14 protein-coding genes, 1 tRNA gene and 3 pseudogenes are annotated in these 20,162 nt (G+C 71.1%); 12 read left to right on the top strand and 6 right to left on the bottom strand.

The window, feature by feature from the left end:
• Positions 1-34 precede the first annotated feature (34 nt).
• From rsmH to DLJ49_RS08850, 5 genes are all read right to left on the bottom strand, one after another.
• Positions 35-1,030, bottom strand: coding sequence for a 16S rRNA (cytosine(1402)-N(4))-methyltransferase RsmH (gene rsmH / locus DLJ49_RS08870; RefSeq protein WP_115393174.1), 996 nt, complete (start codon positions 1,028-1,030; stop codon positions 35-37).
• A 3-nt stretch (positions 1,031-1,033) separates the two neighbouring features.
• Positions 1,034-1,540, bottom strand: a complete 507-nt coding sequence (locus tag DLJ49_RS08865) for a division/cell wall cluster transcriptional repressor MraZ (protein WP_115393173.1) — start codon at positions 1,538-1,540, stop codon at positions 1,034-1,036.
• A gap of 720 nt (positions 1,541-2,260) precedes the next feature.
• Positions 2,261-3,355, bottom strand: a complete 1,095-nt coding sequence (locus DLJ49_RS08860) for an Mrp/NBP35 family ATP-binding protein (protein WP_115393172.1) — start codon at positions 3,353-3,355, stop codon at positions 2,261-2,263.
• 457 nt (positions 3,356-3,812) lie between these two features.
• Entirely contained in the window at positions 3,813-4,226 is a 414-nt protein-coding gene (locus DLJ49_RS08855) for a response regulator (protein ID WP_115393171.1), read from the bottom strand.
• Between the two features lie 81 nt (positions 4,227-4,307).
• Positions 4,308-6,698 (bottom strand): ATP-dependent helicase, encoded by a 2,391-nt coding sequence (locus tag DLJ49_RS08850; protein WP_115393170.1) that lies wholly within the window; start codon positions 6,696-6,698, stop codon positions 4,308-4,310.
• 144 nt (positions 6,699-6,842) lie between these two features.
• Between DLJ49_RS08850 and DLJ49_RS08845 the strand changes: the two genes are divergently transcribed.
• Both DLJ49_RS08845 and DLJ49_RS08840 read left to right on the top strand, forming a co-directional pair.
• Positions 6,843-7,991: an alpha-hydroxy acid oxidase gene (locus DLJ49_RS08845; protein WP_115393169.1), complete on the top strand. Its 1,149-nt coding sequence runs from the start codon at positions 6,843-6,845 to the stop codon at positions 7,989-7,991.
• A gap of 170 nt (positions 7,992-8,161) precedes the next feature.
• A complete protein-coding gene (locus tag DLJ49_RS08840; protein WP_115393168.1) occupies positions 8,162-11,605 on the top strand; it encodes a pyruvate carboxylase in 3,444 nt (1,147 codons plus the stop codon).
• Between the two features lie 285 nt (positions 11,606-11,890).
• Here DLJ49_RS08840 and DLJ49_RS08835 read toward each other — a convergent pair whose 3' ends face one another.
• Complete coding sequence (locus DLJ49_RS08835; RefSeq protein ID WP_115393167.1) at positions 11,891-12,100, bottom strand: hypothetical protein; 210 nt, start codon at positions 12,098-12,100, stop codon at positions 11,891-11,893.
• Between the two features lie 40 nt (positions 12,101-12,140).
• Here DLJ49_RS08835 and DLJ49_RS21745 point away from each other — a divergent pair, with 40 nt between their 5' ends.
• The 10 genes and pseudogenes from DLJ49_RS21745 to gvpJ all read left to right on the top strand — a co-directional run.
• Positions 12,141-12,293, top strand: coding sequence for a hypothetical protein (locus DLJ49_RS21745; RefSeq protein ID WP_158547435.1), 153 nt, complete (start codon positions 12,141-12,143; stop codon positions 12,291-12,293).
• Positions 12,294-12,669: 376 nt separating this feature from the next.
• Positions 12,670-12,744, top strand: a tRNA-Gly gene (locus DLJ49_RS08830).
• A gap of 149 nt (positions 12,745-12,893) precedes the next feature.
• Positions 12,894-15,110 (top strand): annotated as a pseudogene (locus DLJ49_RS08825) (PAS domain-containing protein); the annotation flags it as partial.
• Positions 15,108-15,695: a methyl-accepting chemotaxis protein gene (locus tag DLJ49_RS22860; RefSeq protein WP_255566600.1), complete on the top strand. Its 588-nt coding sequence runs from the start codon at positions 15,108-15,110 to the stop codon at positions 15,693-15,695. The pseudogene DLJ49_RS08825 and the gene DLJ49_RS22860, both read left to right, overlap by 3 nt.
• Positions 15,692-16,339: pseudogene (locus DLJ49_RS22855) on the top strand (chemotaxis protein CheW); the annotation flags it as partial. The gene DLJ49_RS22860 and the pseudogene DLJ49_RS22855, both read left to right, overlap by 4 nt.
• Before the next feature lie 537 nt (positions 16,340-16,876).
• Positions 16,877-17,881, top strand: a complete 1,005-nt coding sequence (locus DLJ49_RS22395; protein ID WP_233488896.1) for a chemotaxis protein CheW — start codon at positions 16,877-16,879, stop codon at positions 17,879-17,881.
• A 457-nt stretch (positions 17,882-18,338) separates the two neighbouring features.
• Entirely contained in the window at positions 18,339-19,316 is a 978-nt protein-coding gene (locus DLJ49_RS08815) for an AAA family ATPase (protein WP_158547433.1), read from the top strand.
• Complete coding sequence (locus tag DLJ49_RS21740; RefSeq protein ID WP_158547432.1) at positions 19,313-19,552, top strand: hypothetical protein; 240 nt, start codon at positions 19,313-19,315, stop codon at positions 19,550-19,552. The genes DLJ49_RS08815 and DLJ49_RS21740 overlap by 4 nt, the downstream gene beginning before the upstream one ends.
• Positions 19,553-19,674: 122 nt before the next feature.
• Positions 19,675-19,935: a gas vesicle protein GvpO gene (gene gvpO / locus DLJ49_RS21735; RefSeq protein ID WP_158547431.1), complete on the top strand. Its 261-nt coding sequence runs from the start codon at positions 19,675-19,677 to the stop codon at positions 19,933-19,935.
• Positions 19,932-20,096: pseudogene (gvpJ, locus tag DLJ49_RS22850) on the top strand (gas vesicle protein GvpJ); the annotation flags it as partial. The gene gvpO and the pseudogene gvpJ, both read left to right, overlap by 4 nt.
• Positions 20,097-20,162: the final 66 nt, after the last annotated feature.

Below are 20,162 nucleotides of genomic sequence, written 5' to 3'. Positions count from 1 at the left end.
CGCGCCTGCCCGAGGCCGGCCGGCACCGCGCCGCTCATGCCGCCCACCAGTCCGCAGGCCCCGGCAGGCCGAGCGCGGCGCGGTCGACCGGTGTCGCCGGCGCCTCCGTCCGCCGTGCGACCCGCAGATGTGCCGAGCGGGCGCGCGGGTTCGCCGCCACCTCCGCGGCCGACGGCGCGATGGCCTTCCTGGGCGCAAGGCGCAGAGTCGGCGCCGGCGCCTCGACGACAGGCGCGTGACGGCTGCCGCCGCCCCCATCGCTCGACCGCACCTGCAGGAAGCGCTTCACCACCCGGTCCTCGAGCGAATGGAACGTCACCACGGCCAGGGCGCCCCCCGGCGCCAGCAGGCGCTCGGCGGCCTCGAGCCCGCGGATCAGCTCGCCGAACTCGTCGTTCACCGCGATCCTGAGCGCCTGGAAGCTGCGGGTCGCCGGGTGCGACTGCCCCGGCTTCGGGCGCGGCAGGCAGGACGAGACCACCTCGGCCAGCCGCTCGGTCGTCTCGACGGGCCGCGCGGCCACCAGCGCCCGCGCGATCCGTCGCGCCGCGCGCTCCTCGCCGTAATGGAACAGGATGTCGGCGAGCCGCCCCTCCGACGCCCCGTTGACCAGATCGGCCGCCGAGGCCCCCTGCCCCGACATCCGCATGTCGAGCGGCCCGGGATGGGTGAAGGAAAAGCCCCGCTCGGCGCGGTCGAGCTGCATCGACGACACGCCGAGATCGAGCGCGACGCCCTGCACGGGGCCCTCCACCAGCCGCTCCATCTCGCCGAACCGGCCCTCGACCAGCGTCAGCCCCGGCTTGGCCGCCGCCCAGCCCGCGGCCGCCGCGAGCGCCGCGGGATCGCGGTCGATGGCCGTGACATGCGCCGCCCCCGCCTCGAGCAGGCGGCGCGTGTAGCCACCCGCGCCGAACGTGCCGTCGACCCAGCGCCCCTCGACCGGCGCCACCGCGGCAATCAGCGCGTCGATCAGCACAGGCACGTGGGGCGCCTCGGGGTGGTCTGCGGCAGGCGCGGCGGCGGCCATCGCTCACTCTCCTTCCGACAGCAGCGCCAGCGGGTTGCCGCCCTTGGCCAGTGCCGCGAGGCGCTCGCGCTGCTCGGCGGCGTAGGCGTCGTAGGCGGCGGGGCTGAGGATGCGGAACGACTTGCCGCGCGCGACCAGCACCGCCTCGCCCGTCACGCCGATCTGCCGGCGCAGCGCGGCCGACATGACCAGCCGCCCCGTCTCGTCGGTCGCGCTGCCGAAGGTCTGGCCGTTGAAGTAGTATTCCAGCGCCTCGCGCCGGGGCGAGCCGAGCGGCTGCGCGTCGATCTTTCGGGTGATCTCTTCCATCGCCGCGACGGAATAGCAGTCGAGGAACGCCTGGTCCTCGGGGCCGTGGGCGATGAAGAGGCGCGGCGCGAGCCCGTCCTGCCACTTCGGGTCGGCGGCCTCGAGGACGCGGCGGAACTGGGCGGGGATCGAGACCCTGCCCTTGCCGTCCACCTTGTGGCGGCTCGTCCCCGTGAAGGTGAGCTCCAGAAGGTGCTCCACCCCGACGCTCCTTGTCCCGCCCCCCGGATTCTTGTAGGTTTTTCAAAGAAAACGGCGGATCAGACCGCTGCCACTGTCTGATCCGCCGCCCTCTGCCCCATCCTAGGGGTCGTCCGGCTGCGCGTGCCACCTGGGGGGATGTCTGCTCGCCCGCGCGCCGGATCTCTTTGGTCGATGAAGCGGGGTGCCTGTATGAAACCTGACTTGGGATGTTCGGGGGCTTGTTGGGATGCCCCTCTGTTGTCCCGTCCTCATCGTGGAAACAGGTATGCCATGGGAACTCGCGGGCACCAATGGGAAATGACGGGAAACAGCCAATTTCCGTCGACACCGATCACACGGCCCGACACGGCCACGACAGGATCGGAGGGGATATTGTAGCGGGTGAGGGCGCAGCCACACGATCTTGTGCCACCGCCGGTATCTTTCGATCACGGCAGCGTGCAGAAGCGCAACAAGCTTGCGCATTCGCCTCGCCACGACACTGGTTCGGATTGACTCTGGCGTGGATATGCCGCGTCGGGCCGGAGCGAATCTGGCGGCTCCCCGGCAGCAGGGGGCCATCACCGCCGGTCCAGACCGTCAAAGATCGACAGGAAAGCCCGGAACCGTCCGGGGCAAGCCGCGGTGGGATGGGTTCCCATGGCGCCCCCGCCGTCCCACCGGGTCCCATGCGGGCCCGGGCGGAGAGGGGGGCGCGAGGGGATCAGGAAAAGGGCGTCAGGCCGTGCCCTGCTCGACCAGACGGCGTGCGAGCGCGGCGTAGGCCGCGGCCGCCTTGCCCTCGCCCGCCGCCACGGGCACGCCGGCATCGCCCGCGACCCGGGTCTCGAGCTCGAGCGGCAGCGCCCCGAGGAAGGGCAGGCCAAGCTTGGCCGCCTCCGCCTCCACGCCGCCCTGCCCGAAGAGATGCGCCTCATGCCCGCAGTTCGGACAGACATAGGTCGACATGTTCTCGATCAGCCCCAGCACCGGCGCCTTGAGCTTGTCGAACATGTCGATCGCGCGGCGCGCATCCATCAGCGCCACATCCTGCGGGGTCGAGACGACGAGCGCGCCGGTGACCTGGTATCGCTGGCAGAGCGTGAGCTGCACGTCGCCCGTGCCCGGCGGCAGGTCGACCACGAGGATGTCGAGATCGCCCCATGCCACCTGCCCGAGCAACTGCTGCAGCGCGCCCATCAGCATCGGCCCGCGCCAGACGACCGCCTCCTCGGGCTTCAGCATGAGCCCGATCGACATCATCGTGACGCCGTGGGCATGCAGCGGCTCGATCGCCTTGCCGTCGGGCGAGCCGGGCTTCTTCGAGACGCCCATCATGCGGGGCTGGGAGGGGCCGTAGATGTCGGCGTCGAGCAGCCCGACGCGCCGCCCCTGCTTCGCCAGTGCCACGGCGAGGTTGGCCGAGACCGTCGACTTGCCGACGCCCCCCTTGCCCGACCCCACCGCCACGATGCGGTCGATGCCGGCCACCTTGGCCGGGCCGCCCTGCGCCTGCGTGGGGTGGCGGCCGATCTTGAGGTCGGGCGGCGGCGTCGTGGGCTGGGCGGGCGCCTTGCCCGCAGGGCCGTGGGCCGTAAGCACCACGCTCGCCTTCGTCACCCCCGGCAGCTTCGCCACCATCTGCTCTGCCGCCTGGCGGACGGGGGCGAGCGCCTGCGCCTCTCCGGCATCCGCCGCCTCGAGCACGAACGACACCTCGCCGTCTGGCGTGACCGTCAGCGCGCGCACCAGATCGCGCGAGACCACGTCGCGCCCATCGGGCAGCGTCAGCCGTCGCAGCGCCTCCATCACCTCGTCCCGCGTGACCGCCATGTGCCCCTCCTTGCCGTGCCGTTCGCTGGTGCGCCCAACGTGGCGGCTGACGCCGGACATGCAAGGGCGCGCGAAGCGTTGCGAAACTGCCCCGATACCGGGCATCCCTGCCGAAAAAATAGGTCAGTGCTGCATATGCATTTTCTGCATGGCAGCATTGAGCCCCGCGCTATTGTGCAAGCGCAGCATCCGCGTATCTTGAGATCAACGGAACGGGGCGGCGTCGCCGACGGGCAGAGGTCCGGGAGGCGGCCACGGGCCCCGGACCACAAGGTTCAGAAAGCCCTTCCTCCTCCCTGGGTTTTCTGTTTCTGGCGGCGGCACCTTCCTCCTCCCTGGTGTCGCCGCCTTTTTCATTTTTCGGGCCAGCCGCAGCTCCTGGCCGGCTGCAGGGCTCTGGCCGGCCCGGCCGCGCGCATCCTCCTCACGCGCGCGGCCGGGCCGGCCCCCTCCCTCCTCAACTGCGGAACTCGGCCCCCCTCGTCGACAGCGCCTCGGGCGGGGGCAGCGTGCCGTTGCCCGCCACGTGCTCGCACAGCGCCGTCACGTCCTCGATATCGACCGGCTTTCGCATGACCGCCCAGATCGAGGGCGCCATCGCGAACAGCTCTCCCTTGGGATAGAGCGCGGTGCCGGTGATCACGACGACCTTGCAGGCCGGATTGAGGTAAGTGGCAAAGTTGGCGACCGACACGCCATCGGTCTCGCCGAGGAAAAGGTCGAGCAAAACGAGATCGAAAGGCTCCGCCATCAGCAGGTCGCGGGCGGCGGGCTCGGTCTCGACCTGGCGGGCGGTGTGGCCGGCACGCTCGATCACCGCGCCCCAGAGCGCACGGAGATTCGGGTCGTCCTCGACAACCAGTACTTTCAAATGCCTGTCCTCGTTGCAGGCACGCGCCGCGCGTGCCCATGAATCGGTCGGGGGTCAGTTACCCAGAAAACTTGCCGCAGGTCAAAACGGCACATCCCCTGCCTGCGCCTCGGGCAGAAGAAATTTCGCCAGAACCTTCTTCACGCCCGCCTTGTCGAAGTCGACGGCCAGCTTGTCGCCCTCGATCTCGGCCACCTCGCCGTAACCGAACTTCTGGTGAAAGACGCGCTCGCCCTCGGAGAAGGCCGACACCGCCTCGGCGTCGATCACCATGGCGCGCGTCTCGCGCGGCTGGCTCATGGGCCGCTCGGCCGCCCGCGCCTGCATCCGCTTCCAGCCGGGAGAGTTATAGACATCGGCCCGCGCCGCGCGCTCGTGCAGGTCGGAGCGTTGACGCGCCATGATCTCCGGCGAGGCAGAGGCGGCCATGCCCGCGGCGCCGTAGCCGCCGCCGTAGAGACCGGGCGGGGTCAGCACCTCGACGTGCTCTTCCGGCAACTCGTCGATGAAGCGCGAGGGCAGCGCCGATTGCCACTGGCCATAGACCCGCCGGTTGGCCGCGAAGGAGATCGTGCACAGCCGCTCGGCCCGCGTGATGCCGACATAGGCCAGCCGCCGTTCCTCCTCGAGGCCCTTGAGGCCGCTCTCGTCCATCGACCTTTGCGAGGGGAACAGCCCGTCCTCCCAGCCCGGCAGGAAGACCACGGGGAACTCGAGGCCCTTGGCCGCGTGTAGCGTCATCAGCGTCACTTTCGCGACATCGTCCTCGGCCTCGTTGTCCATGATGAGCGCGACGTGCTCCAGGAAGCCCTGGAGATTTTCAAACTCTTCAAGGGCTTTCACCAGCTCCTTCAGGTTTTCCAGCCGCCCCGGCGCCTCGGGCGTCTTGTCGTTCTGCCACATCGCGGTGTAGCCTGACTCGTCGAGGATCTGCTCGGCCAGTTCGATGTGGCTCTGCCCGGGGTCGCGCGCCGCATGCGCCCAGCGATCGACGCCGGCGATCAGCTCCGACAGCGCCGCGGCGCCCTTGCCGGTCAGCCCCTTCGAGGCGAGCAGCAGCCGCGCGCCCTCCAGCAGGCTCACGCCGTTTGTGCGCGCCGCCACCTGGGTCTTCTGCTGCGCCTTGTCGCCGAGGCCCCGCTTGGGCGTGTTCACGATCCGCTCGAAGGCGAGGTCGTCGTCGGGGCTGGTCGCCAGCCGGAAGTACGCCATCGCGTCGCGGATCTCCATCCGCTCGTAGAAGCGCGGGCCGCCGATCACGCGGTAGGGCAGGCCGATGGTCAGGAATCGGTCCTCGAAGGCGCGCATCTGGTGGCTGGCCCGCACGAGGATCGCGCAGGCGTCGAGGCCGGTCGGCTCCATCCCCCGCGTGCCCTGGCCCAGCGCCTCCAGCTCCTCGCCCACCCAGCGGGCCTCCTCCTCGCCATCCCAATGACCTATGAGGCGAACCTTCTCTCCCTCGTCAGCATCGGTCCACAAGGTCTTGCCCAGCCTGCCCTTGTTGGCGGCAATCACCCCCGAGGCGGCGGCGAGGATGTGCGGGGTCGAGCGGTAGTTCTGCTCGAGCCGGATCACCCTGGCGCCGGGAAAGTCGGTCTCGAATCGCAGGATGTTACCCACCTCGGCACCCCGCCAGCCGTAGATCGACTGGTCGTCGTCGCCGACGCAGCAGATGTTCCTGTGGCCCCCGGCCAGCAGCCGCAGCCACATGTACTGGGCGACGTTCGTGTCCTGATACTCGTCGACGAGGATGTAGCGGAACCAGCGACGGTATTGCCGGAGAATGTCCTCGTGGGTCTGGAAGATCGTCAGCATGTGCAAGAGCAGGTCGCCGAAATCGACCGCGTTCAGCGTGCGCAGACGCGCCTGGTAGTGCCCGTAGAGCTCCACCGCCCGCCGATCGAAGGCATTGGCCTCCGAGGCCGGCACCTTGTCGGGCGTCCATGCCCGGTTCTTCCAGTTGTCGACGATGCCGGCCAGCATGCGCGGCGGCCACCGCTTCTCGTCGATGCCGGCGGCCTGGATGAGCTGCTTGAACAGGCGCAGCTGGTCGTCGGTGTCGAGAATGGTGAAGTTCGACTTCAGGTCGACCAGCTCGGCATGGCGGCGCAGCAGCTTGACGCAGATCGCGTGGAAGGTGCCCAGCCACGGCATCCCCTCCACCGTGTGGCCCATCAGGCCCGAGACGCGCGCCTTCATCTCGCGCGCCGCCTTGTTGGTGAAGGTCACGGCGAGGATCTCGTTCGGCCGCGCCGTGCCGGTCGCCAGCAGATGCGCGATCCGCGCGGTCAGCGCGCGCGTCTTGCCGGTGCCCGCGCCAGCGAGCATCAGCACCGGGCCCTCCAGCGCCTCGACCGCTTCGCGCTGGGCGGGATTCAGCCCGTCCAGGTAGGACGGGGCCGCCTGCGCCATGGCGCGCTGCGAGAGGGGAACGGCCTGCTCGAACGCCTCGAAATCGTCGTAACTGCTCATGGTCCGAGAGTAGCGCGGAATGCAGACGAGTTAAAGAAGCGTTCCATGAATGTTCTGCACGTTTCCACCGTCGGCGCGGTCGCCGCTGCCCTGCGACAGCGCCTCCCGCTTTCGCTCGGGGCGCGGGCGCGGCATAGGGAGTGCATGAGCCTCGACCAGACGCACCCCGCGATCCCGGACCTCGCGCGCACAGCACGGCGCCGCATCCCCCATTTCGCATGGGAGTACCTTCACAGCGCGGTTGGCGACGAGACGGCGCGCGACGGCGCCGAGGCCGCGCTCGACGCGGTACGCCTCGTGCCGCGGGCGCTCCGGGCGGTGACGCAGCCCGACCTCTCGGCGCGGCTCATGGGCCGCGACTACCCCCTGCCCTTCGGCCTCGCGCCCGTGGGCATGTCGGGCCTCGTCTGGCCGGGGGCGGAAGAGACGCTCGCCCGCCTCGCCGCCCGCGAAGGCGTGCCCTACACCCTTTCCACCGTGTCGGCCTCGACGCCCGAGAAGGTCGGGCGGCGCGTCGGCGAACAGGGCTGGTTCCAGCTCTACCCGCCGGGCCAGCCCGAGATCCGCGACGACCTCTGCCGGCGGGCGCGCGAGGCGGGCTTTCACACGCTGGTGCTGACGGCCGACGTGCCCGCGCCCTCGCGGCGCGAACGGCTGCGGCGGGCGCGTCTGTCGAACCCGATGCGCCTGACGCCGCGCACCGTGCTCGACGCGGCGCGGCGCCCTCGATGGGCTCTGGGGCAACTCGCCCGCGGCATCCCCAGCCTCGAGACGCTGGCCCCCTACGCCCAGACGGCGCAGGCGCGCGGCTCGACCGAGCATGTCGGCTACCTGCTGCGCTGCGCCCCCGATATCGACTACCTGCGCGCGCTGCGGGAGGCATGGGAGGGGCCGCTGGTGGTCAAGGGCATCCTGCACCCCGACGACGCGCGCGCGGCCGTCGAGGCCGGCGCCGACGCGATCTGGGTGTCGAACCACGGCGGGCGGCAATTCGACGGCGGCCCGGCGCCGATCCGCCAGTTGCCGCTGATCCGCGCGGCGCTCGGGCCGGAGGTGCCGGTGATCTACGACAGCGGCATCCGCTCGGGTCTCGACATCCTGCGCGCGCGCGCGCTCGGCGCCGATTTCGTCATGGTCGGCCGGGCGGTGCATTACGGGCTCGCGGCCTTCGGGGCCGAGGGCGCCGCCCACGCCGTGCATGTGCTGCGCGAGCAGATGCTGGCCGACCTGTGCCAGCTCGGCTGCGCCCGCCTCGCCGACCTGCCCGGACACCTTGCCGAAGCCGGGCGCTGACCGCGCCCACGGCGTGCATCCGTGCCGACCCCGCCCGTGCCTGCGGCGTCCCGACCGCGCCCCGGCACGGCGGCGTGGCCCACCATGCTGCGGCGCGACATGCGCTCACGCGAGCGTTTACGAGTCTCGCGAAAGCCCATAGACCTGTCGCGCACAGCGCCGGAGGGGCCATGCCCGAGTTCAGGAAGATCCTCATCGCCAACCGCGGCGAGATCGCGATCCGCGTGATGCGCGCCGCCAACGAGCTGGGCAAGCGCACGGTCGCCGTCTTCGCCGAGGAGGACAAGCTCAGCCTGCACCGCTTCAAGGCCGACGAGGCCTACCGGATCGGCGAGGGCCTCGGGCCGGTGCAGGCCTATCTGTCGATCGACGAGATGATCCGGGTGGCGAAGGAGTCGGGCGCCGACGCGATCCACCCGGGCTACGGCCTGCTCTCGGAGAACCCGCACTTCGTCGACGCCTGCCGCGACGCCGGCATCACCTTCATCGGTCCGAAGGCCGAGACGATGCGCGCGCTGGGCGACAAGGCATCGGCCCGACGCGTGGCGATAGAGGCCGGGGTGCCGGTCATCCCCGCGACCGAGGTTCTGGGCGACGACATGGAGGCGATCCGCGCCGAGGCAGAGGCGATCGGTTACCCGCTGATGCTCAAGGCGTCATGGGGCGGCGGCGGCCGGGGGATGCGGCCGATCATGGGCCCCGACGAACTGGTCGACAAGGTGCGCGAGGGGCGGCGCGAGGCCGAGGCCGCCTTCGGCAACGGCGAGGGGTATCTGGAGAAGATGATCCCCCGTGCCCGGCACGTCGAGGTGCAGATCCTCGGCGACAGCCACGGCGCCATCTACCACCTGTGGGAACGCGACTGCTCGGTGCAGCGCCGCAACCAGAAGGTGGTGGAACGCGCCCCCGCCCCGTATCTGAGCCACGCCCAGCGCGAGCAGCTCTGCGCGCTCGGCAAGAAGATCGCCGAGCATGTGGGCTACGAATGCGCCGGCACCGTCGAGTTCCTGATGGATATGGAGACCGGCGAGTTCTACTTCATCGAGGTCAACCCGCGCATCCAGGTCGAGCACACGGTGACGGAGGAAGTCACCGGCATCGACATCGTGCGCGCCCAGATCCTGATCGCCGAGGGCAAGAGCCTGGTGGAGGCCACCGGCACCGCCAGCCAATACGACGTCGAGCTGTCGGGGCACGCCATCCAGTGCCGGATCACCACCGAGGACCCGACCAACAACTTCATCCCCGATTACGGGCGCATCACGGCCTATCGCGGCGCCACCGGCATGGGCATCCGCCTCGACGGCGGCACGGCCTATTCCGGCGCGGTCATCACGCGCTACTACGACTCGCTGCTCGAGAAGGTCACCGCCTGGGCGCCCACGCCCGAGGCCGCCATCGCGCGGATGGACAGGGCGCTGCGCGAGTTCCGCATCCGGGGCGTCGCGACCAATATCTCGTTCGTCGAGAACCTGCTCAAGCACCCGAAATTCCTCAACAACGAGTACCACACCAAGTTCATCGACGAGACGCCGGAGCTGTTCGACTTCAAGGCGCGACGCGACCGCGCGACGAAGATCCTCACCTTCATCGCCGACGTCACGGTGAACGGGAACCCCGAGGTCGAGGGCCGCCCCCGGCCGCATGCCGAGCTGCGCACGCCCAAGGCTCCGGCGCATCGGGCCGAGGCGCCAGCCCCCGGCACGCGCAGCATCCTCGAGGAATTCGGGCCGCAGGCGGTTGCCGACTGGATGGCCGAGCAGAAGCAGCTGCTGATCACCGACACCACGATGCGCGACAGCCACCAGTCGCTGCTGGCGACGCGGATGCGCTCGATCGACATGATCCGCGTCGCCCCCGCCTATGCCCACAACCTGCCGCAGCTCTTCTCGGTGGAGTGCTGGGGCGGCGCGACGTTCGACGTGGCCTACCGCTTCCTGCAGGAATGCCCGTGGCAGCGCCTGCGCGACCTGCGCGCGACCATGCCCAACATCATGACGCAGATGCTGCTGCGCGGAGCCAACGGGGTGGGCTACACCAACTACCCCGACAACGTGGTGCGCTTCTTCGTCAGCCAGGCCGCCGAGAGCGGGGTCGACGTCTTCCGCGTGTTCGATTCGCTCAACTGGGTCGAGAACATGCGCGTGGCGATGGACGCCGTGCTGGAGGCGAACAAGGTCTGCGAGGGGTCGGTCTGCTACACCGGCGATCTGCTCGACCCCGACCGCTCGAAATACGACCTGAGATACTACGTCGAGACGGGCAAGGCGCTGCGCGACGCGGGCGCGCACATCCTCGGCGTCAAGGACATGGCGGGCCTCTTGAAACCCGGCGGCGCAAAGGTGCTGATTCGCGCGCTCAAGGATGAGGTGGGCCTGCCCATCCACCTGCACACCCACGACACCGCCGGCATCGCCTGCGCGACCATCCTCGCAGCCGCCGACGAGGGCGTCGACGCCGTCGACTGCTCGATGGACGCGCTGTCGGGCAATACCGCGCAGGCGACGCTGGGCACCATCGTCGAGGCGCTCCGCCGGGCCGAGCGCGACACTGGGCTCGACATCGAGGCGGTGCGCGCGATCTCGAATTACTGGGAGCAGGTGCGCGGCCACTACGCCGCCTTCGAGACCGGCCAGCAGGCGCCGGCCTCCGAAGTCTATCTGCACGAGATGCCGGGCGGGCAGTTCACCAACCTCAAGGCCCAGGCCCGCTCGATGGGGCTCGAGGAGCGGTGGGGCGAGGTCGCCCACGCCTATGCCGACGTGAACCAGTTGTTCGGCGATATCGTGAAGGTCACACCCTCGTCGAAGGTGGTGGGCGACATGGCGCTGATGATGGTCAGCCAGGGCCTGACGCGCGCCGACATCGAGGAAGGCACGCGCGACATCGCGTTTCCCGACTCGGTCATCGAGATGATGAAGGGCCATCTCGGCCAGCCCCCGGGCGGCTGGCCCGCGAGGATCCAGAAGCGCATCCTCAAGGACGAGGCGCCGATCACCGAGCGGCCCGGTGCGCTGCTGCCGCCCGAGGATCTCGAGGCGAGGCGGGCCGAGATCTCGGAAAAGCTGGGCGGCGCGGAGGTCGACGACGAGGATCTTGCGGGATACCTGATGTATCCCAAGGTGTTCGCCGACTACGCGCTGAAGCACCAGGATTACGGGCCGGTGCGCACGCTCGACACGCGAACCTTCTTCTACGGGATGGCGCCGGGCGACTCGATCTCGCCCGAGATCGACCCGGGCAAGACGCTGGAAATCGTGATGCAGACCGTGGGCGAGACCAACGAGGAGGGCGAAGTGCGCGTCTTCTTCGAACTCAACGGCCAGCCCCGCACCGTGCGGGTGCCGAACCGGCGGGTGAAGGCGACCCACGTCGCCCGCCCCAAGGCCGAGACGGGCAATGCCTCCCATGTCGGCGCGCCGATGCCCGGGGCCATCGCCGCGGTTCCCGTGCAGGCGGGAGCGAAGGTGCGCTCGGGCGACCTGCTGGTGACCATCGAGGCGATGAAGATGGAGACGGGCCTGCATGCCGAGCGCGACGCGGTGGTGAAGGCTGTCCATGTGCGCCCGGGCGACCAGGTCGACGCCAAGGACCTCCTGGTGGAACTGGAGTAGGCGGGCATGCGCCCAGCCCCGGCCGGTTCGCCCGGCCGCACCCGGTGATGGGGGCGCTGCCCCCGTCGCCGCTGCCGCGGCGACCCCCCCGGGATATTTCGAGCAAGAAGAAGCCGGGGCCAGGTTAGGGCCGGCGTGTACCCGAGGGCGGAGCGGGTGCCGGAGCGTGCTACAAGCGCAGCCCGCTCGGCAGGCGGCCCCATATCACGCGGACCGCACGCTTGAGGTGGCCCGGCCAGGGGGGGGGGCGCGGTTCAAGGGGGGCGCGGCTCAGGGGGGCGGGACTCAGGGGGGCGGGGCCTGGACGGCCGCCCGGCGACGCAGCAAGGCCGCTGCCCCGAGCGCGGCCGCGAGGAGCGGCAGCGGGATGACGGGGGGCGCCGAGGCCGACACCTGCCATGTTCTGCCCGGCCCTGTCGGCTCGGAGAGGTTGGCCACGAGAGGGGCGGCAAGGCCATCGAAGGTGATCTCGACCACGCCACCGTTCAGGAGCACGTCGAAATCGTTGACAGTCCCGTCTGTGAAGTCTGGGTCGATGTCGGTCGTGAAGCTGATGCTCTCGCCGGGGTCGAACCCGGTCGTGGCGAACAGGATCTCGTCGGGTCGCTGCCCCCCGCCCGGAAAGCATGAGTCGACCTCCGGCGTCGAGACGGTGAGCGTGCCGCCCGCGGGCGACAGGAGATCCTGAACGCAGTCGAAGTTGAAGGCCGTGTTACCGATGCCGACGCGCCCGCCAAGGATCCGGCTGGCCCCGGAGTCGTCCGAGATCGAGAAAGACGGGTTGTTCGCTGTGCCTTCGATCTCGAGCGAGAACCCGACGCTGGCGGCCTGGGCCGTGGTGGTGCCGGCGACCAGGCCGGCGGCAATGAGGACTCGTCACATGAACGGCTCCCGGTCGACGCTGGCGGCGCATCGGGCGCGGGCCGGGCGGTGCCTGCGCCTCTCGGGGTGGAGCGGCCGGGGACCTGAGCGCGCCCGTCGTCCCGCGGCGTCACGTCGGGCGGGCGCCGATTTTTCGCTTGAAGCCCCGAGCCGGCTTGGGTAACAGACGCGCACTTCAAGGGGCGGGCGTAGCTCAGGGGTAGAGCATTACCTTGCCAAGGTAAGGGTCGTGAGTTCGAATCTCATCGCCCGCTCCAGAAGTCTTCCGACAAGTCGCACCTCCGACCAGTCGCGCCATCGGCACCGACCCGGGGGAGCCGGATGGTTCCCGATTCCTGCCCGGTGCAACCGCCGGTTAATCCCTCTCGCCTAGACGGACGCGGACACGACCGGAGGATCCGCGCCGATGACCACGTCGAAGGGCTCGCAACCGAAACAGCCTCGGCCGCCGCTGGCAGAGGCCGCCGCGGCGCTTCTCGCCGACGACATCCTGCTCGCCTTCGACGCCGGGTCGGGGGCGCTGGCCGGCGCCTCGTCCGCCGCGGCGGCGCGGCTGGACCTGCCGGTGGAGGGCGATGCCAGCCGCGCCTTCGCAGACCTCGTCGCGGCCGCCGGCGAGGAGGGGGCCGATCTGTGGTGGGAGGCGAGCTCGGGGTCGCGCACGGCGTGGTCTGGCGCCCTGATCTCGACCGAGGGCGCGCGCCTCGAGGCCGCGTTCCGTGCCGCGCTTCACGGCCCCGAGGAGGGGCCGCGCCACCTGGTGGTCGCCGCCCTGCCCCTGCCGGAGGCGCCGCCGGCGCCCCCCGCTCCACCCGGCCTGTGGGAGACGATCGACCCCGCGCTCGGCGTGATCGAGTACGATACCGACGGGATCGTGACCGCCGCCAACGAACGGGCGACGATGGCGCTCGAATTCTTCGCCGACCCGATCGAGGGAAAGCACCACGACACGCTCTGGCCCTCCTCGGTGACGATGTCGCCGGATTACGCCGAGTTCTGGGAGAAACTGCGCCAGGGGCGCACCGTCGAGGGCCGGCACGAGCACGTCTCCGGCATGGGAGAGACGGTCTGGCTGCAGTCGGTCTTCATCCCGCGCCGGAACCCCGAGGGCCATGTGACCAGCGTCGTGCAGTGCCTGATGGACGTGTCCGACACCACGGCGAAGGCCGCCGCCGAGACCGAGGTCGCCGCCGCGCTCGAGGCGGCGACGGCCGTTGCCGTGTTCGACGCCGAGGGCCACCTGACCCGCGCCAACGAGGCCTTCCTCGGTCTATACGGCATCGAGCAGGACGAGGCGATCGGCATGAAGCACGACCGGATGGTCGACCCCGAATTCGCCCGCGGCCGCGTCTACCGCGAGGCCTGGGAAGGTCTGGCCGAGGGTCGCGCCGCCGAGATCGACGTCAAGCACCTCACCAAGGCCGGGCGCCCGCGCTGGATGGGCATGACGCTCGCCCCCGTCCTGAGTGCCGACAACTCGCTCGGGAAGGTGATCGTCTCGGCCCGCGATATCACCGAAGTCAAGCAGCGCGCCACGCAGCTGGGTGAACTGCACGATTCGCTCGAGCGGGTGCGCCCCCGGGTGGAATTCGACCTTTCGGGAAAGCTGATCGAAGCCAACCTGCCCTTCCGCAAGCTCTTCGCCGCCGACGAGGAAGAGCTGCTGGGCCTGGAGCACGCCGCGCTCTGCGACGCCGACTTCGGCCGCTCGCGCCGGCACGACGAGTTCTGGGACAAGCTGATCGCGGGCCAGGAAGTGGCGGGCGAGTTCCGCCGCTACGCGCCCTCGGGGCAGGAGCTCTGGCTGCAGATGAGCTACACCCCCGTGACCAATGCCGAGGGGCGCGTCACCCGTATCGCCGCCGTCGCACAGGACGTGACCGCCGCCAAGAAGGAGGCTCTGGGCACGGCCAGCCGCCTCGCCGCGATCGAGCAGGCCCTGCCAATGGCCGAATTCGAGCTCGACGGCACGCTGAACACCGCCAACAAGGCATATCTCGACGCGCTCGGCTATTCGCTCGGCGAGGTGCGGGGGCGCCCGCACTCGATGTTCTGCGACACCGATTTCACGCCCGAGGCGGAGCAGAAGGCGATGTGGGAGGCGCTGCGTACCGGCGAGGCCGTCACGGGCGAGGTCCGCCGCACCGCGTCGGGCGGCCGCGAGGTGTGGCTGCGCACCACCTACGCCCCGGCCCTCGATCGGGCCGGTCAGCCAACACGGGTGGTGCAGGTCGCGATCGACGTCACAAAGGCAGTGCTGGCGCGGGCCGAGGCAGACTCGCGCTGGGCGGCGGTCAACAACGGCTTCGGCGTCGTGGAGTTCGACCCCGACGGCAACATCGTCGAGGCCAACGAGCAGTTCCTGCGGCTCATGGGCTATTCGCGGCGCGACATCTACGGTCAGCACCACAGCATGTTCTGCACCCCCGATTACGTGCAGACGCAGGAGTACCGCGACTTCTGGATCGCTCTCGGCAAGGGCGAGCAGCTGCGCGGCCGCTTCCACCGGGTCGGGCGGTTCAACCGCGACGTGCATATCCTGGCCAGCTACAGCCCGCTCCGCGACACCGCCGGCAAGGTGGTGCGCGTCATCAAGTTCGCCACCGACATCTCCGACCACGTGGCGTTGGAGCGGCTCGCCGCGGAAAAGGCCGACGCGGTGCGCGACGAGCTGCAGCGGCTCGTGCAGGCGCGCAGCGAGATCGAGACCCGCTCGGGCGAGATCCGCGGCGCCACCGCACGCTCGCGCGACCGCGCCGAGTCGAACCGCGCGCGCCTGAAGGAACTCGCCGGCGTGCTCGAGGCGACGGGCCGCGCGGCCTCGGACATGTCGGAAGTCGTCGAGACGATCGGCGACATCGCGGTGCAGACCAACCTGCTCGCCTTCAACGCCGCGATCGAGGCGGCGCGGGCGGGCGAGCATGGCGTCGGCTTCTCCATCGTGGCCGACGAGGTGCGCAAGCTGGCCGAGCGCAACGGCGAGGCGGCGCGCTCGATCACCCGCCTGATCGAGCGGGCGACGGGCGAGCTGTCACGCGGGGCCGCCGGATCGGCCGAGACCGAGGCCGATCTCGGAACGGTCGCCGACGATCTGGGTGCCGCGCTGCAGGAGCTGGAGGCGCTCACCGGTTCCGCGGCGCTGCAGAACGAGGCAGCGGGCAGCATCGAGGGCCTTGTCGCCGACCTCGAGGGCGCAGCGCGCCGATGAGCGCCGCGACGACCGATCGAGGCGGCGGCGACAGCGGCGCCGAGTCCCTGGAGGCGGACGGGGCGCGCCCGGCGAAGCGAGGCGCCGGCGAGGTCGCGCCTGGCGCCGTCGCCGCGACGGCGGACGACCCCGGGGGCGCGGCAGGACCCGCGCCACGGGTCTCCGAGGCCGCCGCCGGCGCGAGTTCCGGTCCGGCTCCCGGTCTTTGCGAGTCCGGGACGACGGGGGCGCAGCCCGACAGCGCAGATACCGGCGCCGGGGCTGCGGGCACCGGCCCGGGCAATGTCTCCGCCACCCCGGCCGGCGCCGGGCGGCAGCCCCCGGACGTGGCCGACGAGACCGTCGCGCCGGGAAGCGAAGAGGACGCCCTGTTACGTCTCGGGATCGCCCGGTGCGGGCAGGCATGCATCGGAATCCCCATCGCGAATCTCGCCGAAGGCTGCCGGGTGAAGTCTCTCGGGCCGCTGCTGCACCCCGCACCCGGCCTTCTCGGCGCGCTGCCTCTGAGGGGCCTTCTGGTGCCCGTGTTCGACCTCGGCGCCTTTACCGACCGCGTGCCGCGCCGGGACTCCGAACTGCCGGACTACGCGGTGATCCTTCGGTCCGGTCATCGGCTTGTCGGGCTCGCCGTCGACGAGATCGAGGGTCTTCTCCAGGCGCGCGCCGGCGACATTCAGCGAATCCAGGGGCTCGCGAACGAGGACCGCCCGAGCGCCGCCCAGGGAGGCGGCACCGCGGCCCGCCCCGACGACGCATCCCGGCTCTCTCCCTTTTCCCGCGTCAGCCGCATCGTGCAGGGCAGCCTGCTGCACGACGACGAAGTCATCTCGGTGCTCGACCCCGAACGCCTCTTCGCCTGCCCCGACATCCTGTCCGTCCCGGCGTCTCGGCGGGGCGCGTCGGGCGCGGTTGCTGCAGACGGCCCGGTCGGATCCGTTCCGGTCGGCACCGAACCGCCGGAGGCGGATCCGGCCCGATTCGGTGCGGTCGACCACGGTGGGAACAAGCCCGCCTCCGCCGCCGGCGCGCCGCGCCGTGATCGCGGCCACACGCCCCCGGCGAAGCGTCATGGCCGAGCCGCGGGTGCATCTGGCGATGGCCCGGCGGAGCCGCACGCCCCCCCGCCCCTCGGCGCCGGGGCGTCCGGCAGCGGGCAAGGCCCCGCCATGCCCGGAGCGGGCATGACCGGCGGCGGCCGCACCCGCATCGGGCCCGAGCAGATGGGCCGCGGCACCGAGCCGCTTCTGACATTTTCCGCCGGCGGGGCGAGCTTTGGCCTGCTGGCCACCGCCGTTCACGCCACGGTGCCCCGATCGGCCATCGAGCAGAACTCGCTGTCGGGTGGCATGTGCATCGGCAGCATCACCCATCATCGCCAGCGCATCCCCGTGCTGCGTACCGCGGCGCTGACTGGTCTGGGCACGCCCTCCGACACCATCGAGACCGAGATCGTCCTCGTGCGCACATCCGAGGAGGAGCGCATCGGCCTCGCTGTGGACACGATCAACCGCATGATCGCTGCCGAGGCCGAGCGAATGCGCCCGGTGCCGCCCGCCGTCGCTGGCGGGCAGGGCCTGTTCAAGGGTGTGATCTCCACCGCCGGCGACGGCGAGCAGATCTTCGTCCTCGACCCGGAGCGGCTCTCCGCCCACCCCGACATCGTCGAGCTGTCCGCCCTCTCGCGCCGCCCCAGGAAGGAAACGAAGCGCACCACCCTCCGCAGCGAGATCCGGAGCGACGTTGTCGAGGAAAGGCTGCGGCACCTCGTGTTCGACGTGGGCACCAGCGTCGCGGCACCCGCCGAACAGATCGTGCGCATCCTCACCCCGCCCGGGGCCGTCACGCCCACCTCCGCCACCGCCGCACCGGGCGTGGAGGGCGTTTTCCTGCTCGAAGGAGGCCCCGTCGTCTATGTCGACCTGGCCGCGCATCTCGGCCTCTGCTCCCGGCCGGTCGACGCGGCTGCCGGCCGCGTCCTGCTCGTGGGGCGGGGCCAGCACCGCATAGGTTTCGGCGTCCACTCGGTCGACGGCATCGAGACCTCCGAATGGCGTCGTGACGGGCAGAACGGAGGTGGGCGGATCGTGCAGCTCGGCCGCGGCGCCGGGCGGGTCATCCTGCCCGCGATCGACCTCCACCGCCTTGCAGACGGGCTGACGGCCCCGCCACCGGTTTCGGGCGCCTGAGCGCGCGGCGTGCCCCCTTCCTCGCCCGATCGTCCCCTCCCACCCCGCAGATGCCGCAAGGCCACGGCGCCCCGTTGCACCGCGCCGACGCCCGGCAATGCCAGGAGCGGATCGTGCCGGCCTTTGGGGAGCCGTTTACCGACCCGAAACGACCGACATGGTAGCGACGACGAAAAGGAAGACCGGAGAAGCCGTGACACCTCCCCTTGCCCACGACACGATCCGCGCATTCGCTCCCGAGCCCCAGGCGGCGCGGGAGCTTGACAGGGCACCGTCGGCCGCTTCCGGCGAGCGCCCGTCGCCGGCACCGGGCGACGCCGCACCGGCAGGCGGCGCCGACGCCACCGCGGGCGTTCCCATCGCCGACGATGCGACACCGGCCGCGACTGCGACCGGGAATGGTCATGACGCCGCCGACGCGCGAGGGTCGCCCGCCGCGATATCGCTGCGGCGCGCGGTGGGCGAGGGCAGCAACATCGCCGTGCCGCGCCCCTGGACGGAGGGCCGCACGTCGCGCCCCTTCTTCGAGGACGGTGAGCTGCATTCGCTGCAGAGCCGTGCGATCGCCTACCTGCGGGCCGGTGTGGCCGTCCGCTTCCAGGGTCCCGCGGGCACCGGCAAGACGGCCATGGCCCTGCGGGTCGCCCACGCCCTCGGCCGCCCCGTCGCGTTCCTCACCGGCCACAGCCACATGACGCCGGACGACCTGATCGGCCGCGAGGCGGGCTTTCGCAGCTCTCGCGTCGAGGACAAGTACATTGCCAGCGTCCGCCGCACCGAGACGCGCACGCGCGCCGACTGGCAGGAGGGCCCGCTGGCCAGCGCCATGCGGCTGGGACAGACGCTCGTCTACGACGAGTTCACCCGCGCTCCGCCGGAGGCGAACGCCGCGCTGCTCTCGGTGCTCGAAGAGGGCGTTCTGGTGATCCATCACCCGGAGCACGGGCGCGACATCCTCGCCGCCGCACCAGACTTCCGCCTGATTCTGACGTCGAACCCCGCCGATTACCGCGGCACGGCCGAGGCGCCCGACGCGCTGCTCGACCGGCTCGTGACCTTCGAGCTCGCGGCCCACGCCGCCGAAACCGAGACCGGGATCGTGTCGGCCGCTACCGGCATCCCCCGTCCGCAGGCCGAGCGGGTCGTGACCCTCCTGCGCACGCTGCGGCTGCGGGAAGGCGACCGCGTCGAGAGCGCCGCTGCGCCGGGCGCGGCCGGCATGCCGGTCTCGATGCGCACCGCGATCCTGATCGCGCGCCTCCTCGTGGCGCAAGGCATCCCGGCCGACGGCCGCGATGCGCGCTTCGTGCAGATCTGCGCCGACGTGCTGCGCGGGCGCCTGTCGCGCTCCGACACCGAGGCGGCCGTCGCCGCCTGTCTCGGTGGCGCGGGGATCTCGCCTACCCCACCATCCGGAAGAGGGTCGCTCCCATGAGAAAGCCCGCCACAGCCCTGCATCGCCGCCCGCCCGCCGTTGCACGACGCGCCGCGCGCACGCGTGCCGAGGCGGCGGTCGACCTCGTTCGCGTCGAGTTCGACGCCGCGCGCCTCGAACGCGAGATCGCCCAGCTCGATCGCCGCTCCGCTCTCGCGCGCCAGGCGCTGGAGGACGGTCGCCGCCGCGCCCTCGCCCTCGTCGCGCGGCTCTCCGACGAAGGAGAACGCCGATGACAGCCTCGCTCGACGCTCAGCCTGCGTCCGGTGGGCCCGGCCCCCGCAGCGAGCGCGCTCCCGCGACCGCTCCGGCAGGGCCCGGCGCGGCGGCGCAATGGTCGGCCGAACCCGCTACGCCTATGCCGCTAATCGAGGCCATCGCCGTGGCCCGCGCGACCGCGTCGGAGCTGACGGGCCTGCCGGTCGACGGCATCGCCGCTACGGCACCCGATGGGTCGGGCGGCTGGCGCATCACGGTCGACGTCATCGAGAGCGCGGCGCGCATGGGCGAGAACGATCTGATCGCGTCCTACGAGGTGCATCTCGGCTCCGACGGCGGGCTGGCCGGTTTCGACCGGGCGCGGCGCTACCGCCGCGAAGACCGGGAGGGCGGAGCATGACCGGGCACGGCGTCCACGGCGCAGCCGGTGGAGACAGTCTCGCCGACGTGCTCGAGCGCATCCTCGACAAGGGCATCGTCGTGGCCGGCGATGTCTCGGTCTCGCTTGTCGGCATCGAGCTTCTGACCATCCGGCTGCGATTGCTGGTGGCCACGGTCGACAAGGCGAAGGAGCTCGGCATCGACTGGTGGGAGACCGACCCCCGCCTGTCGAGCGCGGCCCACGAT

It is taken from the genome of Rhodovulum sp. 12E13, assembly GCF_003340565.1.
GTDB lineage: Bacteria > Pseudomonadota > Alphaproteobacteria > Rhodobacterales > Rhodobacteraceae > HLUCCA09.
This window is presented reverse-complemented; position numbering and strand designations above follow the sequence as displayed.

Coding starts and splice junctions, on each gene's coding strand:
- rsmH (WP_115393174.1), bottom strand. CDS start 1,030: ATGGCCGCCGCCGCGCCTGCCGCAGACCACCCCGAGGCGCCCCACGTG.
- DLJ49_RS08860 (WP_115393172.1), bottom strand. CDS start 3,355: ATGGCGGTCACGCGGGACGAGGTGATGGAGGCGCTGCGACGGCTGACG.
- DLJ49_RS08850 (WP_115393170.1), bottom strand. CDS start 6,698: ATGAGCAGTTACGACGATTTCGAGGCGTTCGAGCAGGCCGTTCCCCTC.
- DLJ49_RS08845 (WP_115393169.1), top strand. CDS start 6,843: ATGAGCCTCGACCAGACGCACCCCGCGATCCCGGACCTCGCGCGCACA.
- DLJ49_RS08840 (WP_115393168.1), top strand. CDS start 8,162: ATGCCCGAGTTCAGGAAGATCCTCATCGCCAACCGCGGCGAGATCGCG.
- DLJ49_RS21745 (WP_158547435.1), top strand. CDS start 12,141: ATGTCGGTCGTGAAGCTGATGCTCTCGCCGGGGTCGAACCCGGTCGTG.
- DLJ49_RS22395 (WP_233488896.1), top strand. CDS start 16,877: ATGACCGGCGGCGGCCGCACCCGCATCGGGCCCGAGCAGATGGGCCGC.
- DLJ49_RS21740 (WP_158547432.1), top strand. CDS start 19,313: ATGAGAAAGCCCGCCACAGCCCTGCATCGCCGCCCGCCCGCCGTTGCA.
- gvpO (WP_158547431.1), top strand. CDS start 19,675: ATGCCGCTAATCGAGGCCATCGCCGTGGCCCGCGCGACCGCGTCGGAG.